Origin of the sequence: Microbacterium sufflavum (genome assembly GCF_023091155.1) — a bacterium.
In the GTDB taxonomy this organism is placed as follows: Bacteria; Actinomycetota; Actinomycetes; order Actinomycetales; family Microbacteriaceae; genus Microbacterium; species Microbacterium sufflavum.
This window is the reverse complement of sequence record NZ_JAHWXK010000001.1, coordinates 1215509-1233115: the sequence shown is the minus strand read 5'-3', so window position 1 is coordinate 1233115 and position 17607 is coordinate 1215509. Positions and strand designations below refer to the sequence as shown.

General features: G+C 71.4%; 14 protein-coding genes. 6 read left to right on the top strand and 8 right to left on the bottom strand.

Going from position 1 to position 17607, the window contains the following annotated elements; genetic code table 11:
* Positions 1–20: 20 nt before the first annotated feature.
* From KZC56_RS06105 to KZC56_RS06095, 3 genes are all read right to left on the bottom strand, one after another.
* Complete coding sequence (locus KZC56_RS06105) at positions 21–4325, bottom strand: DUF7927 domain-containing protein (protein WP_247638102.1); 4305 nt, start codon at positions 4323–4325, stop codon at positions 21–23.
* A 253-nt stretch (positions 4326–4578) separates the two neighbouring features.
* Positions 4579–7095, bottom strand: a complete 2517-nt coding sequence (locus tag KZC56_RS06100; RefSeq protein ID WP_247638101.1) for an FtsX-like permease family protein — start codon at positions 7093–7095, stop codon at positions 4579–4581.
* Entirely contained in the window at positions 7095–7862 is a 768-nt protein-coding gene (locus tag KZC56_RS06095; RefSeq protein ID WP_247638100.1) for an ABC transporter ATP-binding protein, read from the bottom strand. Before KZC56_RS06095 ends, KZC56_RS06100 begins: the two co-directional genes overlap by 1 nt.
* A 108-nt stretch (positions 7863–7970) precedes the next feature.
* Here KZC56_RS06095 and KZC56_RS06090 point away from each other — a divergent pair, with 108 nt between their 5' ends.
* The 6 genes from KZC56_RS06090 to KZC56_RS06065 all read left to right on the top strand — a co-directional run bounded on the left by KZC56_RS06090 (position 7971) and on the right by KZC56_RS06065 (position 12199).
* Positions 7971–9203, top strand: coding sequence for a sensor histidine kinase (locus tag KZC56_RS06090; RefSeq protein ID WP_136032201.1), 1233 nt, complete (start codon positions 7971–7973; stop codon positions 9201–9203).
* Complete coding sequence (locus tag KZC56_RS06085) at positions 9191–9829, top strand: LuxR C-terminal-related transcriptional regulator (protein WP_136032203.1); 639 nt, start codon at positions 9191–9193, stop codon at positions 9827–9829. The genes KZC56_RS06090 and KZC56_RS06085 overlap by 13 nt, the downstream gene beginning before the upstream one ends.
* A 121-nt stretch (positions 9830–9950) precedes the next feature.
* Positions 9951–10301 (top strand): PadR family transcriptional regulator, encoded by a 351-nt coding sequence (locus KZC56_RS06080; RefSeq protein ID WP_136032205.1) that lies wholly within the window; start codon positions 9951–9953, stop codon positions 10299–10301.
* 1 nt (position 10302) lies between these two features.
* On the top strand, positions 10303–10671 hold the full coding sequence (locus tag KZC56_RS06075; protein WP_136032206.1) for a DUF1048 domain-containing protein: 369 nt from the start codon (positions 10303–10305) through the stop codon (positions 10669–10671).
* Entirely contained in the window at positions 10668–11435 is a 768-nt protein-coding gene (locus KZC56_RS06070) for an ABC transporter ATP-binding protein (protein ID WP_136035319.1), read from the top strand. Before KZC56_RS06075 ends, KZC56_RS06070 begins: the two co-directional genes overlap by 4 nt.
* Complete coding sequence (locus KZC56_RS06065) at positions 11432–12199, top strand: ABC transporter permease (RefSeq protein WP_136035320.1); 768 nt, start codon at positions 11432–11434, stop codon at positions 12197–12199. Before KZC56_RS06070 ends, KZC56_RS06065 begins: the two co-directional genes overlap by 4 nt.
* A 105-nt stretch (positions 12200–12304) precedes the next feature.
* Here the strand turns inward: KZC56_RS06065 and KZC56_RS06060 are convergent, their stop codons facing one another.
* From KZC56_RS06060 to KZC56_RS06040, 5 genes are all read right to left on the bottom strand, one after another.
* Positions 12305–12667: a hypothetical protein gene (locus KZC56_RS06060; protein ID WP_136035321.1), complete on the bottom strand. Its 363-nt coding sequence runs from the start codon at positions 12665–12667 to the stop codon at positions 12305–12307.
* 255 nt (positions 12668–12922) lie between these two features.
* Positions 12923–14398: a lipase maturation factor family protein gene (locus KZC56_RS06055; RefSeq protein ID WP_247638099.1), complete on the bottom strand. Its 1476-nt coding sequence runs from the start codon at positions 14396–14398 to the stop codon at positions 12923–12925.
* A gap of 121 nt (positions 14399–14519) precedes the next feature.
* On the bottom strand, positions 14520–15497 hold the full coding sequence (bsh, locus tag KZC56_RS06050) for a choloylglycine hydrolase (protein ID WP_136032217.1): 978 nt from the start codon (positions 15495–15497) through the stop codon (positions 14520–14522).
* 105 nt (positions 15498–15602) lie between these two features.
* Positions 15603–16382 (bottom strand): CPBP family intramembrane glutamic endopeptidase, encoded by a 780-nt coding sequence (locus KZC56_RS06045; RefSeq protein ID WP_247638098.1) that lies wholly within the window; start codon positions 16380–16382, stop codon positions 15603–15605.
* Between the two features lie 156 nt (positions 16383–16538).
* The gene (locus KZC56_RS06040) at positions 16539–17444 is read right to left on the bottom strand and encodes a glycine betaine ABC transporter substrate-binding protein (RefSeq protein ID WP_247638097.1); all 906 of its coding nucleotides are present in this window, start codon (positions 17442–17444) and stop codon (positions 16539–16541) included.
* Positions 17445–17607 lie beyond the last annotated feature (163 nt).

Sequence of the window (17607 nt, the reverse complement as noted above, 5' to 3'; positions counted from 1 at the left end):
CGGGAGCCGGCGGGGGGTCGTCAGGCCTGCATGCGACGCCGGCGCACGATCAGCAGCGCGGCTCCGGTGAGCAGCAGGGCGATCGCAAGCATCAGGACCCAGGGCGCCAGCTGTCCGCCGGTGACGGCGAGGGGCGTCAGCACCCGGTTCTCGGTCGTGCCGGCGGGCGGGGTGATCGTCTCCCCTCCGGGCGGCGTGGCCGAGGCGACGGCCACGTTCCGCAGCGAGGCGCCAGCCGCGTCGGCGTGCACGGTCACGGCGTAGGTGATCACGACGCTCTCCCCCTCCGCGAGACTGCCCGTCCAGCGCAGCGCCGTCCCGTCGATCACGGGGGCGGCCACCTCGCGGTCACCCACCGTGGCCGTCGCCGTGCCGCGCAGGTCGGCGTGCCGCAGCACTCCGGCCAGGTCGTCCCGCACGACCACCTCGTCCAGCCCGGTCTCGCCGGTGTTGGTGCCGGTGAGCGTGTAGGTCACGACGCTTCCCGTCGCCACGGCCGTGCCCGAACCGGGGTCCGAGGTCTTCGCGAACGTGAAGCCGGGGGTGCCGACCGGGTTCTCCGTGGTCGTCGGCGGGGGCGTGATCACCGCGCCACCCGGAGGCGTCGCCGTGCCCTCGACCGTGTTGGCGATGGTCGCACCGCCCGCGTCTGCGTGCACGGTCACCGAGTAGGTGATGGTGACGCGCTGGCCGACCGCGAGGTCGCCCGTCCACGTCAGCTCGTCGCCGGCCACGACCGGGGCGGGCGCGACGCCGTCGACCACGGTGGCCGTCACGTCGCCGTTGTAGTCGGCGTGCGCGAGCACGCCCGACAGGTCGTCGTCGATGCTCACGGGCGCCAGAGCCGTCTCACCCGTGTTCACGCCGGTCACGGTGTACGTGATGACGCTGCCCGGGTCGACGCGGGTGCCGTCCGCGGGGTCGGCGGTCTTGCGCAGCTCGAAGCCGGGCGCGTTGACCGGGTGCTCGGTCGTGGCGGGCGGCGTCTCGATCGGCGGCACGCCCCCGGGCGGGGTCGCGGAGCCGGAGGCCCGGTTCGCCAGCACGGTGCCGCCCGCGTCGGCCGCCACGGTCACGGAGTACGTGAGGGTGACGGTCGCACCCACCGGCAGTGCACCGCTCCACGACAACCGGTCGCCCGCCACGGTGGGAGCCGTGGCCGGGACGCCGTCGATCGTGGTGGTCGCATCGCCGTTGAACGCGGCGTGGGCGAGCACGTCGGACAGGTCGTCCGTGATCGCGACGGGGTCGAGCGCCGTCTCACCCGTGTTCACGCCGGTCACCGTGTAGGTGATGACCGCGCCGGGGTCGACCGCGGTGCCCGTCGCCGGGTCCGCGCTCTTCGACAGCGAGAAGCCCGGACGGTTCACCGGCGTGGTCGTGGTGCCGGGAGGCGGCGTGATGACGGAGCCGCCGGGCGGCGTGGCAGACGCGGTCGCCGCGTTCTCGATCACGGTGCCGACGCCTTCTGCGGTCACAGTCACGGAGTAGGTGACGGTCACGGTCTCCCCGACCGCGAGCGACCCGCTCCAGGCGAGTGTCGCGCCGTCCACGGTCACGGCACCCGCGGACGCGCCGCCGATGGTCGCGACAGCGTCGCCGTTGTACGCCGCCGAGGGCAGCACGCCGGACAGGTCGTCCGTGATCGCGACCGGGTCGAGCACGGTCTCGCCGGTGTTCGCGGCGGTCAGCGTGTAGGTCAGCACGGTGCCGGGGTCGACGGCGGTGCCCGTGGCGGGGTCGACCGTCTTCGCGAACGTGAAGCCGGGCTCGTTCACCGGGTGCTCCGTGGTGGCGGGCGGCGGCGTGATCGGCGTGCCAGGCGTGGTCGGGCTGTCGGGTTCGCTCGGATCCGTGGGGATGAGCGGGGTCGCGGCGCCGGTGGCGGTGTTGGCGATGAGCTCGCCGCCCGCGGTGGCGTCGACCGTGACCGAGTAGGTGATCACCACGTCCTGCCCCGGGAGCAGTCGGCCGCTCCAGTTCAGCTTTCCGTCGGCCACGCGGACGTCGCCGCGGGTCGCGGTCGCATCGTCGTTCGAGCTCGCGTGGGCCAGCACGTCGCGCAGGTCGTCCGTGATCGTCGCCGGGTCGAGCACGGTGTCGCCCGTGTTGGTGCCCGTGACGGTGTACGTGATCACGCTGCCCGGGTCGACGCGGGTGCCCGACGCGGGGTCGGCCGTCTTCGAGATCGTGAAGCCGGAGCCGAGCACGGGGTGCTCCGTGGTGGAGGTCGGCGGGACGATCGGCTCACCGGGCACCAGCGGCCCGGTCGGGTCGCCGGGGTCGGGCGTGACCGGGGTGCCGGAGCCCGCGACGGTGTTGCGGAGGATCTCGCCCGAGGCGTCCTCTCCCACGGTCACGGAGTAGGTCACGGTCACGGTCTGCCCGGGCTGGAGGGCCCCGGTCCAGGCGAGGGTGCTGCCGGTGAGGGTCGCGCCGCCCGTGGTGAGGGTCGTGCCGTCGATCGCGGTCGCGAGGTCGTCGTTGTACGCGGCGTGGGCGAGCACGCCGGAGAGGTCGTCCGTGAGCGAGGCGGGGTCGAGCGGAGTCGCGCCGGTGTTGGTGCCGGTCACGGTGTACTGGATGGTCTGGCCGGGCTCGACCGTGCTGCCCGAGGCGGGCGACGAGGTCTTGACGAGCTCGAAGCCGGCGACGGGGTGCTCGGTCGTGACGGCCGGGGGGACGATCGGGTCGAAGCCGCCGGGGGGCGTGCCCGACGCGGTGACGCTGTTGGCGATGCGCTCGCCCTCCGCGCCCTCGTCGACGATCACCGAGTAGGTCACGGTCAGCACCTGGCCGGGCTCGAGCGCACCGCTCCAGGCGAGCTCGTCGCCCGTGACGGTCGCGGCGCCCGAGGTCACCGGGTCGCCGTCGATCGCGGTCGCCACGTCGCCCTGGTAGGTCGCGAAGGCGCGCACGCCGGACAGGTCGTCGCTCACGGTGACCGGGTCGAGGCGCGTGTTGCCGGTGTTCTCCGCCTCGACCGTGTAGGTGACGCGCTGCCCCGCGGTCACGGCGGTGCCGTTCGCGGGATCCGAGGTCTTGCGCAGGGCCAGGCCGGGTGCGAGGCGCAGGTTCGTGTACGTGCAGGTGACGTCGGTGCCCAGCGGACCGGATGGCTGGGTGACCTGGCCGTCGGCGGTCACCGCGACCGGGGTCGTCGAGCCGTCGGGGTTGACCTGCACGCAGACCAGGGACGCGTCGTAGCGGGCCGGGTCGGTCGTGCCGGCGGGCGACTCGGAGAGCTGGAAGGCGTCGCCCTGGTTGGTGAACACCGGACCCGCGTAGTCGGGCTGCAGGCCGGGCTGCGCGCCACGCGTCGTGGCATCGGTCTGCGGCACCTGGTAGCCGGTGGGCGACTGCACGCGCAGCGCGAACTGGTCGGTGTCGGCCTGGCGCCCGTTCGGGAGGTCCTTCTTGAGCGTGAGGGTGTTGGGGAACGTGCAGCTGGCCATGTCGGTGGGCCCGAAGTTCCCCAGCGACGTGGTGTTCACGGTCGCCCCACGGGGCAGGTCCACCTCGATGATGCGGTTGCCGCCGCCGGACACCGACACGAAGATGTGCCCGAGGTTGCCGAACGCGATGCCGTTGCCCTGCACGCCCGCGCCCATGTCGTGCACCTGCTTGGCGTCGATCGTGGCGGTGCTCGGCTGCAGCGTGCTCGGCAGGTCGGACGAGTAGATGTAGTTGTCGGCCACGAGCACGAGCTGACCGGAGGCGCTGAAGGCCATGTCGCCGTTGGCGCCGAACGCGCTGCTGCCGGTGGTCGGGCGCAGCGTGCCGACCTGCACGTAGGTCTGCGGGGTGACGTTCTCGTTCCACGCGTACAGGTTGATGGCGCCGTTGATCGTGCCGCTGGCGAAGTAGTACACGCCGGTGACGGGGTGCACGGCGCCGCGCAGGACCGAGGAGTTGAGCGAGAACGAGGTGCGCGTGGTGGTGTCGGTCACGCGGTCGTGCTTCGCGAGCATCTTGCTGCCGGCGGCGTTCGTGACGGTGTACGCGTAGCGTCCGTTGGACGAGAGACCGAGCGCGTTGTTGGAGTGGTTCGCGCCGAGGTTGATGCTGCTGAGCGTGCCGCCGTCGCCGGGGGCGCCGCCCTGCTCGTTCACCGCGAACTCGCGCACCTCGGAGGTGCTCTGCACGTACACCGCTCCCGGCGTGCAGAGGAACGGCTCGGCTGCTGCGGCCGGCGCCGCGGTGAGCGTGCCGCCCACCACGATCATCGACGAGGCGACGAGCGCGGTGCTCACCACACCGCCGATCAGCTTCCTGGTCCGGCTCCAGCGGCTCGGCCGCTGCTCACGGGCATCACGGAATCCCACGACTTCACTCCCCATCCATCGCTGTCCGCGGCGCGTGCGCGCACACGGAAGCCCCGCCCCCTCAGGCGACCGCCGAGCACCATCGGGTATGGCGTACTCGGTCCGGGCCTCCGCCAGACTGCCCGGGTGCGCAGCTCCGTCCCGGCCGGACCGGGAGAATTCACCCCGCCTTTTCACCCCACCCGGCGGGCGGATCCCCCTCGCCCGATGCGGACGGGGACGCCCGCCGCGCGGACGCCCCCGTCACACCGCACTACTCGCGCGAACCGATCTCCTCGATCGGCCGACGCCGCAGCGCCGCGCCCGTCGCGACGCGGAGGGCGACCAGCGCCAGCGCCCCCATGCCGCCGATGATCGCGAGCGAGCCGAGGACCGGCATCGCGGGGACCGGCTGTCCGGAGATGCCGTAGCTCATCCCCATCAGCGGCGGGATCGCCACGAGCACGCCGAACACCATCGAGATCGCGGCGACGAGGATCGCCTCGACTCGCATGGTGGCGCGCACCTGGCCGCGGGTCGCCCCGACCAGCTGCAGCAGCGCCAGCTCGCGCGAGCGCTCACCGGTCGCCATCACGAGGGTGTTCACCACGGCGATCGCGATGTACCCGAGGATCACCAGCAGCGCGACGAGGTTCACCCAGCCCTGCTGCGAGACGGCATCCGCCCCGCTGGCCTTCTGCCCGGACGCGGGTGCGACGAGCAGCCCGCCCGCCGCGAGGGCATCGGCCGTCTGTGCCGCGTCGCCCTCCACGGACACGAGGGCGAACGCGTCGAGCCCCGCGGAGGTGTGGGCGCGCACGTGCGCGGCGTCCATGGTGAGGGCGCCGAAGCCGAGGCCCCGCTCGTAGACCGCGACGACGGTGGCGTCCAGCGCCGTGCCGTCGCCCATCGTCCCGGTGACCGTGTCGCCCAGGCCGACCCCGAGGGTGTGTGCGGTGTCGACGCTCACGGCGATGGCACGGCCGCCGTCGAGTGCCGCCAGCGCCCCCTCCTGCACCTGCAGGTCGAGCAGCCCGTCCACGGTCGCGGGGTCGACGCCCTGCAGCACGTACTCGGTGCGCTCGAGCTGGCCCTCGATGTCGCGCGAGTCGATCACGGCCGCGCTGAGCGCCACGCCCGAGGCCCCGGTCACCCCCGGTGCCTCCCGCAGCGCCTCGACCGTCGCGGGCGAGAGTCCCGCGGGCGCGGACACCCGCAGTTCCGCGGTGACGCCGTCGCGGGCCTGCTGCGCCGCCTCGTCCGCGACGATCGCCGGTCCGCCGATCTGCACCAGTCCCAGCCCGATGCCGAGCGCGATGGGGAGGATCGCGGCCGCCAGCCGTCGACTGCCCGCCGCCGTGTTGGCGGCGGCGAGGAAGCCCGCCGCCGAGAGCCGACGCAGCAGCGGGCCGACCAGCCGCACGCAGACCGCGACCAGCCACGGGCCGAGCAGCCCCAGCGCGACGATCAGCATCAGGGCGGCACCCGCCGAGGCGCCGACGGCCGCATCCCCGCGCACCACCAGCGGCACGGTCGAGACCGAGACCCCGGCGGCGGCGAACACGATCCCGGCGATGATGCGCGGCAGGCCGATGGGGCCCGGCCCGGTCGACGACTCGCGCAGCGCCTCGATGGGGTCAAGGCGCGCGGGGCGCCGAGCCGCGATCCGCGCCGCACCCCACGCCGCGCCGAGCACCAGCAGCAGAGCACCGGCCGCGGGGATCGGGCTCACGGCGAGCGCAAAGTCGCCCGGGATCACCCCTCCGGCCACGAACGCGGTCTGCAGCACCGTCGAGAGCAGGTAGCCCGGAGCCAGGCCGAGCACCGCGGCGACCGCGGCGACCGCGAGCACCTCGCGGGCGATCAGCGCGTGCACCTGCTGCGGTGTCGCGCCCACCGCCCGGAGCAGCGCATACTCCCGCCGTCGCGCCTGCACCGACAGCGACAGCGTGCCCGCCACGATGAACAGCGCCACGAGGATGCACGTGCCGACGAAGGCGCTGCCGATCGCGACGAGCATCGTGCGGGCGGCGCCGGAGTCGAGGAACTCCACGTCGCCGCGGGCGTCGCCGGTGCGGGCGACCACCCCGGGCAGGGCCTCGCCGATGGCGGTCGCCACGGCCTCCGCGTCCTTGCCCTCCACGAACACGCCGAGCACCTGCGGGGCGCCGCCGTGCGGGTCGAGCTCGGCGATGCGGTCGCCCGTGAGGAACACGGCCGCCCCGCGCTCGGGCGGCGCGGGCGCGGTCACCACGCCCACGACGCGGTAGTCCGCCGGCTCACCGCCGTGCGCGAGCGAGAGGGTGTCGCCCACCGCGTGCCCGGAGTCCGCGGTGACCACGACCTCCTCAGCCTCGGCGGGCTCGCGGCCGTCGCTGAGCGTGAAGCCCGTGAGCGCCGTCGCCGCCCAGGGGTGCGCCTCCACGACCGCCGTCGCATCCGGGGCTCCGGAGGCCGCGAGGGGTACGGTCACGTCGGCGACCACGGCCTCGACCCCGGGCAGCTCCGCGATCTCGCGGGCGGCGTCGGCGGGCAGCGGCGCACGCTCGCGCAGTGCCACGGGCAGGTCCTCCGGCACGTCGACCTGCTGCACGGCGCCCACCACGACCTCGGCTGCCGTGTAGCGCTGCGGGGCGAGGCCGCCGCGGATGCCCGACTCCACGAGCACGCCGAGCCCGGTGACCAGGGCGCTCGCGACGAAGATCGCCACGAACACTCCGGCGAGGCTGCGCCGGTGGTGGCGCAGGTCGGCGCGGACGAGCCGTCCGAGGCCGAGCGACGCGGCGGCCATCACCACTCCCCGAGCGTGCTCATGCGGGCGGTGATCTCCTGCGCGGTGGCGCCGTCGAGGTGTCCCGCGAACGCGCCGTCGGCGAGGAAGACCACCCGGTCCGCGTGCGAGGCGACGACGGGGTCGTGCGTGACGACGACCACGGTCTGGTGCAGTTCCCGCGCGGTGTGGGCGAGCAGGTCGAGCACCTGGGCACCCGTGCGCGAGTCGAGCGCGCCGGTCGGCTCGTCGCCGAACACCACGTGCGGGCGGGTGATGAGCGCGCGGGCGATGGCCACCCGCTGCTGCTGGCCGCCGGAGAGCTCGGCGGGTCGGCGGTGGCGTCGGTCCGCGAGCCCCACCGCGTCGAGCAGTGTCTCGAGCCACCGGTGGTCGATGGCGCGTCCGCCCAGCCGCAGCGGGAGGGTGATGTTGTCCTCCACGGTCAGCGCGGGCAGCAGGTTGTACGCCTGGAACACGAAGCCGACGTGGTCGCGGCGGAACGTCGTGAGCTGGCGCGCCTTCAGGGCGGAGATCTCGGTGCCGCCGAGGTGGACGGTGCCGCTGGTCGGACGATCGAGCCCCGCTGCACTGTGCAGCAGCGTGCTCTTGCCCGAGCCGGACGGCCCCATGATCGCCGTGAAGGAGCCCTTCGCGATGGCCAGGTTCACGCCGCGGAGAGCGGTGACGCGCGCGGCGCCGGAGCCGTACGTCTTGACGAGTCCGGAGAGGCGGAGCGCCTCGGTCGGTGCCGCCTCGACGAGCGGCGCAGGGGGTGTGGTGGTCATGCTTCGACGCTAGGAACACCGAGCGGGCGGCCCCATCCCGCCCGGTCCCCGATCGATGGTGGAGCTGGCTATACCGTGCCGCGCACTCTGCTCCGGCAGACTGGCAGGGTGAAGGACGGATGGGGGCGCCGGTGGCTGCGCGACGCCGGGTATCTGGGGGTCGAGCTCGGGGCGTCGGTCGTCTCCCTCGGGCTGTTCTGCGTGATCCTGGTGCTGTTGCCGCTCATGCTCATCACGGGCGGCGTGCTGCTGATGCCGCAGGCCGTGCAGGTGCTGCACCGGTGGAGCGACGTGAACCGGCGGCGCATCGGGCGGCGGCGGGGTGAGGAGCTTCCGCCGCTCGCGCGCACGCTGCCGCGCGGCTCGACGATCGATGAGCGGCTGCGCTTCGCCTTCTCGCGCGCCACGGCCCGCGACGCCCTGTGGCTCACGGTGCACGCGTTCCCCGTGATGTGGCTGTCGCTGCTCACGCTCGCGCTTCCCGTCTCGGCCGTGAACACCCTCGCCGTCACGTGGTACTGGCAGTTCGCGCCGGCCGACGACCCGGTGGGCTCGCCATATCCGGTCACGTCGTGGGAGCTCGCGTGGACGATGCCGCTGGTGGCCCTCGGCTACGCGATCGCCGCGGCGTTCCTGGTGCCGGCGGTCGCCCGCCTGGTCGCGTTCGTGTCGGCGAAGCTGCTGGCGACGCCCGCGCGGTCACGGCTGGCGGCCAGGGTGGACGCGCTGACGCTGAGCCGGGCGGCGGCGCTCGACGCGCACGCGGCCGAGCTGCGCCGCATCGAGCGCGACCTGCACGACGGGGCGCAGAACCGGCTGGTGAACGTGGTGATGATGCTGGGGATCGCGGAGCGTGCGCAGGAGACGGGCGGCGACGTCGGAGAACCGCTGCGGCGGGCGCAGGATGCCGCGGCCGACGCCCTCGCCGGTCTGCGGCGCACGGTGCACGACATCTATCCGCCGATCCTCGACGAGCTGGGCCTGGAGGGCGCGCTCGCGTCGCTCGCCGGGCGCAGCGTCGTGCCGTGCGCGCTGGAGACCGCCGGGGTGGGCCGGGTGCCGGCGGCGGTGGAGTCGGCGAGCTACTTCGTCGTGGCGGAGGCGCTGACCAACGTGAACAAGTACGCCACGGCGACGCGCGCCACGGTGCGGGTCGAGCGGGAGGGCGAGCTGCTGTTGATCGCGGTGGAGGACGACGGCGTCGGCGGGGCGGTCGAGCGGCCGGGTGGGGGTCTCGCCGGGATTCGTCGCCGGATCGAGGCCTTCGAGGGCACGCTCGACGTGACGAGCCCGGCCGGCGGGCCGACCGTGCTGAGGACGGAGCTGCCGTGCGGATCGTGATCGCGGAGGACGACACCCTGCTGCGGGAGGGGCTGGCACTGCTGCTGCGCAGCGAGGGCTTCGACGTGATCGGTGCCGTGCCCGACGCCGAGGGCTTCCTCGCGCTGCTCGACGATGCCGATGCGGCGGTGCTCGATGTGCGGATGCCGCCCACCTTCACGAGCGAGGGCCTCAAGGCGGCCGCCGAGGCGCGGGCCCGTCGTCCCGGCTTCCCGGTGCTGGTGCTGTCCGCCTACGTGGAGGATCGCTACGCGGGGGAACTGCTCGCCGCGGGAGCCGACGGTCTGGGCTACCTGCTGAAGGAGCGGGTGGGCAAGGTCGCGGCGTTCGTCGACGCCCTGCGCCGCGTGGCCGCCGGGGGCACCGTGATGGACCCCGAGGTGATCTCGCAGCTGCTCAGCCGCCGTCGCGCCGACGACCCCGTGCAGACCCTCACCCCGCGCGAGCGCGAGGTGCTGGGCCTCATGGCCGAGGGGCTCGACAACACCACGATCGCCGAGCGGCTGTTCGTCACGGAGACCGCCGTGAGCAAGCACATCGGCAACATCTTCGCCAAGCTCGGCCTCTCGTCGAGCGACAGCGGGCATCGCCGCGTCCTCGCCGTGCTCGCCTACCTGCGCAGCTGACCCCGTCGCACCTCTCCGAGGAAGTTCGGTATTCGGTGTTGCTAAGTACCGGTACTCAGTGTTACTTTGTACCGGTACCCAGCAACACTGAGTACTGAACCGAGAAGGAGAGGGGGACCACATGGGCAAGCAGATGACCGAGATGCTCAAGGGCACCCTGGAGGGCATCGTGCTGGCCCTCCTCGCCGAGCAGCCGGCCTACGGCTACGAGATCACCACGCGCCTGCGCGACCACGGCTTCACCGACACCGCCGAGGGCACCGTCTACGCCCTGCTGGTGCGCATCGAGCAGAAGAAGCTCGTCGACGTCGAGAAGGTGCCGAGCGAAAAGGGCCCGCCCCGCAAGGTGTACACCCTGAACGCCGCGGGCCGGCAGGAGCTGGAGGAGTTCTGGACCACCTGGAACTTCCTCACGACACACATCGAACGACTGAACACCACTCACACGAACACCCCCAGCGAGGAGAACTGACATGGCCGCCAAGTGGATCGAAGCGCTCACCGGATCGCTCGAGCAGAAGAAGCAGTACAAGCAGGCGAAGGCGCGGATCGAGGCTCTGCCCGAGCCGTACCGCACGGTCGCCAACGCCCAGCACCGCTACACGATGTACTACGGGGGGATCACCGACGGCGACACGCTCGTGCAGATCTTCCTCGACCTCGCCGACCTGTGGGAGCGCGCCGCGATCGACGGCACCCCGATCGACGACATCATCGGCGCCGACCCGGTCGAGTTCGCCGAGACCTACGCCGAGGCCTACGGGGGCACCCAGTGGGTCGACAAGGAGCGCGCTCGGCTGACCAAAGCCGTCGAGGACGCGAAGAAGAAGGAGCAGTCATGACGAACACCGCCCTCTCGGTGCGAGGCATCGAGAAGTCCTACAAAGACCTGCACGTGCTGCGCGGCGTCGACTTCGAGGTGGAGCGGGGATCGATCTTCGCCCTCCTCGGGTCGAACGGTGCCGGCAAGACCACGATGGTGCGGATCCTCTCCACGCTGCTGAAGGCCGACGCCGGCACGGCGACCGTGCAGGGCGTCGACGTCGCCGCGAACCCCCTCGGCGTCCGCGAGAAGATCAGCCTCACCGGGCAGTTCGCCGCGGTCGACGAGATCCTCACCGGGCGCGAGAACCTCGTGCTGGTCGCGAAGCTGCGGCACCTGTCCGACCCGGGCGGGGTCGCCGACCGCCTGCTGGCCACCTTCCGCCTGACGGACGCCGGTGGCCGCAAGGTCGGCACCTACTCGGGCGGCATGCGGCGGCGGCTCGACATCGCGATGAGCCTGGTCGGCGACCCCGAGGTGATCTACCTCGACGAGCCGACCACGGGCCTCGACCCCGAGGCGCGCATCGAGGTGTGGGACGTCGTGAAGCAGCTCGCGCACAGCGGCACCACGGTGCTGCTCACCACGCAGTACCTCGACGAGGCGGAGCAGCTGGCCGACCGGATCGCGATCCTGCACGAGGGCCGCATCATCGCGAACGACACCCTCGCCGGGCTGAAGCAGCTGCTCCCGCCCGCGCAGGTCGAGTACGTCGAGAAGCAGCCCACCCTCGAGGAGATCTTCCTCACCCTGATCGGACCCTCACGAAAGGACGCAGCATGAGCACGCACTTCGCCGCCGACACGGCGACCCTCACCGGGCGCTCCATGCGGCACATCTTCCGCAGTCCCGACACGATCATCACCACCGCGGTCACCCCGATCGCGCTGATGCTCCTGTTCGTGTACGTCTTCGGCGGCGCGCTCCAGCAGAGCACCGGCACCGACAACTACGTGAACTACCTGCTGCCGGGCATCCTGCTCATCGCGATCGCGTCGGGCATCGCCTACACCGCGTTCCGCCTGTTCACCGACATGCAGAGCGGCATCTTCGAGCGGTTCCACTCCATGCCGATCGCCCGATCGAGCGTGCTGTGGGCTCACGTGCTGACGTCGCTCACGGCGAACGCGATCACCCTCGCGATCATCTTCGGCGTCGGCTTCCTGATGGGCTTCCGCACCGGGGCGAGCGTGTGGGCCTGGCTCGGAGTGATCGGCATCCTGATGCTGTTCACCCTCGCGCTGACGTGGCTGGCGATCATCGCCGGCCTGAACGCCAAGACGGTCGACGGGGCGAGCGCGTTCTCGTATCCGCTGATCTTCCTGCCGTTCATCAGCTCGGCGTTCGTGCCGACCGACACCATGCCCGCACCCGTGCAGTGGTTCGCCGACAACCAGCCGGTCACCTCGATCGTCAACACCATCCAGGCGCTGTTCGCCGAGCGGCCCGTCGGCGATGACATCTGGATCGCCCTCGCCTGGTGCGTCGGCATCCTCGTGGTCGCCTACGTGTTCGCGATCATCTCCTACCGGAAGAAGGTCAGCTGATCGTCGCCAAGCGGACCGGAACGCTCCGTCCGGGGTCTCGCACCCCGGCCGGGGCGTTTCGCTGCGCTCGGCCGCACGGTATGGCAGGCAGAGATCTCCTTCACATCATGGGGAAACCGGGTACGCGGAGACCATGAGCACGGACGCGACAGTGATCACGGCAAGACTCAGACCGATCGCCACACCACCGATCACATGCGGCGAGGCCCTCTTGATGAGTGCGATGACGAGCATGGCCACCTCGATGAGCGTGATCACGAGGAGAGCCGCCTTCGTGCCGTCGATCACGACGTTGGCGACATCGTCTCTGCATGAGAACGCGCACCCGTCCCCTCGCATCGCAGTGAGAAAGACGAGAAGCACGCCGCCGCCGGCAACCACGATCTGAGCCGCCGCCCAGAGTCCCGCAGCGACGTACCGTCGCCGTGGGACGCGCGGGAACCGCGCCTGACTGCGGGGCTCGGTCACGAGAAGTCCGTCATCATGTGTTGGACGAACGCTCGCGGATCGGACATGTAGCTCTTATAGGAGCTATGGATCCGGCTGTCAATCGGCGCCCCCGCCTGGCATCTGGCGGCTTCGCGACCAGCCCGTCGGCGAGGACATCTGAATCGCCCGACTCCGGCCGCGCGGTCTGCAGGATCTCGCGCCCGGAAGGAGCCGAGCGCGCCGACGCTCGTTCAGGGCGGGAGGTCTCCTTCACGCCCCCGGAACGCGCCGTCCTCAGCGCAGGCCGAGCGGACCGAGGATCACACGGCGACCGCTGCGCACCCACACGGCACCGTCGGCGCGATGCTCCGCGCGGGTCGCGAAACGGTACCGGTACGACACCGCCCGCACCCATCGCGGCCGTTCACCGTGGAACGGGTCGACGCGCAGCATCCGCAGGGTCGGGCCGTCGGCCTCGAGCAGTCGCAGCAGGAACACCGTGAACCAGTCGTCCAGCGAGTGCCCGAGCGGCAGGAACCACATCAACCAGTCCAGCCGCAGGTGGTACGGGGCGAACTGCCGCGGCACGCGCCGCACGTCTCCGGGCTTGCCGCGGAACCCGTACTCCCGCCAGTGCACCCCCTCCTCGTCGTCCGACCCCTCCACCACGATCTCGATGCGTTCCCGCGTCACCGTGCCGAAGGCGCCGTAGGCGTTGGCGAGCTGCCACCGGTGGAAACTCGCGTTCATCAGCTGCCGCCGCGCGAACAGGTTCCGCACGGCCGGCACGCTCAGCACCACGAACAGCACGCCGACGGCCGAGGTCACCACGACCCACCACAGCGGCATCCCCGACACGGTCCAGGGCAGCGCCGTCTCGGGTGCCCGCTCGGCCGCGCCCACCCCCGGCAGCCCGATCGCCGAGAAGCCGAGCACGATCGTCGCCGCGTTCAGCCACGCGAAGTTGCCGGTGAGCACGAGCCACAGCTGGGTCGCGATCACGACACCGCCGGCGACCGCGCCGACGATCTGCGGCACCGGCCCCGGCACCCACAGCGACAGGACGGGAGCGAACAGGAAGAACGGCACGACCAGCTGCGCGACGTGGTTGCCGATGACCTCCAGCCTGTGGAACCACCGCGGCAGCAGGTGCGCCTGGCGGCTGAGCGGGCCCGGCATCGGCTGCGTCTCGTGGTGGAACGTCATGGCGGTGAGGTCGCGCCACTCGCGCCCGCCGCGGATCTTGATCATCCCGGCACCGAACTCCAGGCGGAACAGCAGCCACCAGAACAGCACGATCACCACGACCGGCGGCGGCTGGTCGTTCGACCCCAGGAACGCCGCCAGGAACCCGGCCTCGAGCAGCAGCATCTCCCACCCGAAGGAATAGAACGTCTGCCCGATGCTCACGACCGACATGTACCCGAACCACAGCGCGAGGAAGCACACCATCGGCAGCCACGGCGGCCCGAGCTGCGGCACCCCCGCGACCAGCAGCACGCCCACCGCGATCCCGGCCCACGACAGCGCCACGAGCCGCCGGTCGGTGTAGCGCCAGCGCGTGAACAGCGTGGGGTGCAGCAGCTTCCGTCGCTCGCTCTTCTGCGCGACCCAGTCGAGCAGGGCCGGGGCGGGCAGCAGTCCGTGCTCGCCGAGCAGGGCGCGGAACTGGTTGAGCGTGGAGACGAGCGCGACCACGTACAGCGCCGCGATGCCCCGCTGCAAGCCCTCGCGGGCGAACCCGAAGTCGACCGCCGCGAACCCGTCCACGGCCACAGGCTACGCCGGCCGCCGCACGCCGGTCAGGGGGTTGCGTCCGTCGTTCGAGGGCTGCGCTCCTCGCTCAGGCGGCCGCTGAGCGTGCGAATCGAGACGACGGGCCCGAGGCGCGTCAGTTCTGCATCGCGATCTGCTGCCCCTCGACGAGCGGGTGCACGGCGAGCGCGGTGCCGTCGAGGTCTTCACGGTGCATGTCGACCCCGGTGATCTGACTGTTCTCGTACGTCGTGTAGTAGTAGACGCCCCGGTCGGTGTTGCAGCAGGACGAGTAGATCGTGATCTCGTACTTCTCCTCGTCGCCCACCTGCACGCACCCGCGCTGCTGGGCGACGGAGCCGAGGATCTGGAAGAACTGGCTCAGCGACTCCGACTCGGTGGTGCCGCAGACCGAGTTCATGCGGGTGAACACCGCCTTGATGAAGCGCGACGACGACGACAGGTCGCCGGGCAGCCCGATCCCGCCCATGCCGCGGCTGTACAGGTCGAGCGACTGATCCGGCGCGAACGTGTTGTCGGGCTGGCGGCGCGTGAGGTGCCGGTAGTCGTTCAGGCGGAAGCTCTGGATGTCGAACGTGGGGTTGTTCGTGAGCACCCCCCACGGGTTGTCGTACACCTTCAGACCGTCCCGCACGCTCTCCACCACGATCGAGGCGGTCCGGTCGGCGATGATCCAGTGCAGCGGCGACAGCGGGAACTCCGCGCTGAAGGAGATGTCGACGAGGCTCACGGATCGCAGCGCGTCCTTCACCTGGGCGACGGTCTCGAACTGCCCGAGCACCCAGGGGATGAACTCGAACGGGGTGATCTCCGTGCCGCCCGCTCCCTCCGCGGGGTAGAAGGCGTTGTCGGGGAAGTTGAGTCCGGCCATGCTCAGGCCCTTCTCGTTCGTGCCGTCGTAGTACAGCGGGTAGCCGTCGGAGACGGTCGCGATGCCGATGATCGCGTGGTGGGTCGACAGGGGCGGGATCCGTCGGAACTCGAAGGGGAAGTTCCGTGGTGTCACGGTGACGGTCTCGTGGTACGAGAACTCCAGATCGAGGTTGCGCCCGAAGTAGTGGTCGGCGGTGGTGAAGCTCAGTCCTGTGCACATGGTTCCCTCTCCCGTTGCCGGGGCCCGGCCGGGTCCGCGAACGGTCATGGTCGCACCTTCCCCCGCGGAGCGTAAGGGGGGTGCCACCCGCGGCGGACGAGTGCTCTACGGTGTCGCGGTGCGCTCGTCGGCGTCGCGGATCACGAACGCGACGCCCACCAGCGCCACCACCACCGCGACGATCTCCAGCACAGGGCCCAGCCCGGCCAGCGGTCCTGCGGCGCCGTGCCCGACCGCGAACGTCGAGAAGTCCCAGAACCCGTGCAGCACCATGGCCCAGATCAGGCTGCCGGTCACGCGGCGCAGGACGTAGAAGATGGTGCCGGCGCCGAAGGCGAGGAACACCTGCTGCAGCGTGGGGACGAGGGGCTGCCCGCTGAGCGCGTTGATGAGGTGCATGAGTCCGAACAGCGCGGAGGTCAGCAGCCACACCCACACCTCGGACAGGCGGCTGCGCAGCCCGACCAGCAGCAGTCCGCGCGTGGTCAGCTCCTCGGTGAAGCCGACCAGCAGCAGGACGATCGACGCGGCGAAGAAGGCGCCGTCGTAGGAGGCCCAGTCGGTGGAGGCGAGGTTCACGCCCAGGGCCACCGCCATCAGCACCGGGGCGATGATCGGCCAGCGATGCGCGGCGCGCGTCCGCTCGAACAGGGCGGGACGCCACCACCCGAGCAGGCTCGTCGTGATCGCCAGGAGCACCGCTCCGACGATGAGGGACAGGCCGGCGCCCAGGAAGAGGTCGCGTCCGCTGTCGCCGAGGGAGGTGTAGGGAATGCCGGTCGCCTGCTGCACGGTGAAGACGACAGCGACGTACGCCAGGTAGATGACGAGGCCGATCCAGATCCGCGGCCGGACGCGGAGGGGTGTGGTGCTCTCGGTGGCCATCTCATCCTCGGGTGTCGCGTGCCGGGTGGGGTTCGGGTTCAGTGAAGCGCACGCCGACCCGCCACCGCAATCGCGAAGGCAAGCCCCGCCCGGGGGGAGACGTCGAAGGGAGGGCCCCCGGACGGGAGCCCTCCCTTCGTGCAGAGACGGGTCAGCTCAGCTGACAGTCCAGTCGAACTGGTCGCCGTACTTCTCCAGCCACGCGTCGACCGCGTCGGCTTCCTTGCCCTCGCCGTACTCGTTGACCACGAGGTCTTCGAGCGCACCGTACTGCTCGTCGTCGAGCTTGATCTTCTCGATCAGCTCGGCCGCCTCCGGGAACTCCCCGGCGAAGCCCTTGGTGCCGAGGAAGTGCAGGCCCTCGGCCTCGCCCATCGCGCCCTTCGGGTCTTCGAGGTCCTTCACGGGGAAGGCGTCGTTGGCCCAGAACGGACGCCACAGCGTGACGACGATGTCCTCCTGCTTGTCGGTCGCGGTCTTCAGCTCGGTCAGCATCGCCGCGGTCGACGAGGTCACCAGCTCGTACTCGCCGTCGAGCCCGTACTCGGGCATCATCTTCTGCGTCTGCGCGGTGAGGCCGGCGCCCGGCTCGATGCCGTAGATCTTGCCGTCGAAGTCCGCCCCCTTGCCCGCCAGGTCTTCGATCGAGGTGAGATCGGAGTACTCCGGCACCGCCAGGGTGAGCTTGGCGTTGTCGTAGTACGCGCCGAGGTCTTCGATGTCGTCGCCGTACTTCTTCATGTACTCGGCGTGCGTGAGCTCGGGCCAGGCCGACGGGTACATGTCGACATCGCCCTGCGCGAGACCCGTGTAGAGGGGACCCGCCTCGGTGAGCGTCTTCATCTCGACCGTGTAACCGATCTTCTCCAGCTGGTCCTGCAGGAGGTACGCGGTGCTGAGGCCGTCGGTCCAGGAGGGCAGGAAGCCGAGCGTGATGGTGCCCTTGTCGTCGGCGTCGCCGCCGCCCGCGCTGGTGCCACCGGCTCCGTCGCCGCTGCATCCGGCGAGGGTGAGCGCTGCTGCGGCGCCCAGAGCGGTGAGGGTCAGGATCTTCTTCTTCATGTGCTTCTCTCTCTTGCGTTCCGTATGTGATTTCAGGAGTGCGGACGAGCCGCGGGACAGCGGGTGGGCGGCGTGCGGGACGGAAAGCGGGCCGGAACCCGCCCCCGCAGGCCCCTTTCCGACCCCGCACCCGCGCGTGGGCGGGGGCGGGGCGGGACGTCGC

What these genes read in the sequence shown, in the direction of transcription:
- KZC56_RS06100 (WP_247638101.1), bottom strand. Translation starts at nt 7,095, where the DNA reads ATGGCCGCCGCGTCGCTCGGCCTCGGACGGCTCGTCCGCGCCGACCTG.
- KZC56_RS06095 (WP_247638100.1), bottom strand. Translation starts at nt 7,862, where the DNA reads ATGACCACCACACCCCCTGCGCCGCTCGTCGAGGCGGCACCGACCGAG.
- KZC56_RS06080 (WP_136032205.1), top strand. Translation starts at nt 9,951, where the DNA reads ATGGGCAAGCAGATGACCGAGATGCTCAAGGGCACCCTGGAGGGCATC.
- KZC56_RS06075 (WP_136032206.1), top strand. Translation starts at nt 10,303, where the DNA reads ATGGCCGCCAAGTGGATCGAAGCGCTCACCGGATCGCTCGAGCAGAAG.
- KZC56_RS06070 (WP_136035319.1), top strand. Translation starts at nt 10,668, where the DNA reads ATGACGAACACCGCCCTCTCGGTGCGAGGCATCGAGAAGTCCTACAAA.
- KZC56_RS06065 (WP_136035320.1), top strand. Translation starts at nt 11,432, where the DNA reads ATGAGCACGCACTTCGCCGCCGACACGGCGACCCTCACCGGGCGCTCC.
- bsh (WP_136032217.1), bottom strand. Translation starts at nt 15,497, where the DNA reads ATGTGCACAGGACTGAGCTTCACCACCGCCGACCACTACTTCGGGCGC.
- KZC56_RS06045 (WP_247638098.1), bottom strand. Translation starts at nt 16,382, where the DNA reads ATGGCCACCGAGAGCACCACACCCCTCCGCGTCCGGCCGCGGATCTGG.
- KZC56_RS06040 (WP_247638097.1), bottom strand. Translation starts at nt 17,444, where the DNA reads ATGAAGAAGAAGATCCTGACCCTCACCGCTCTGGGCGCCGCAGCAGCG.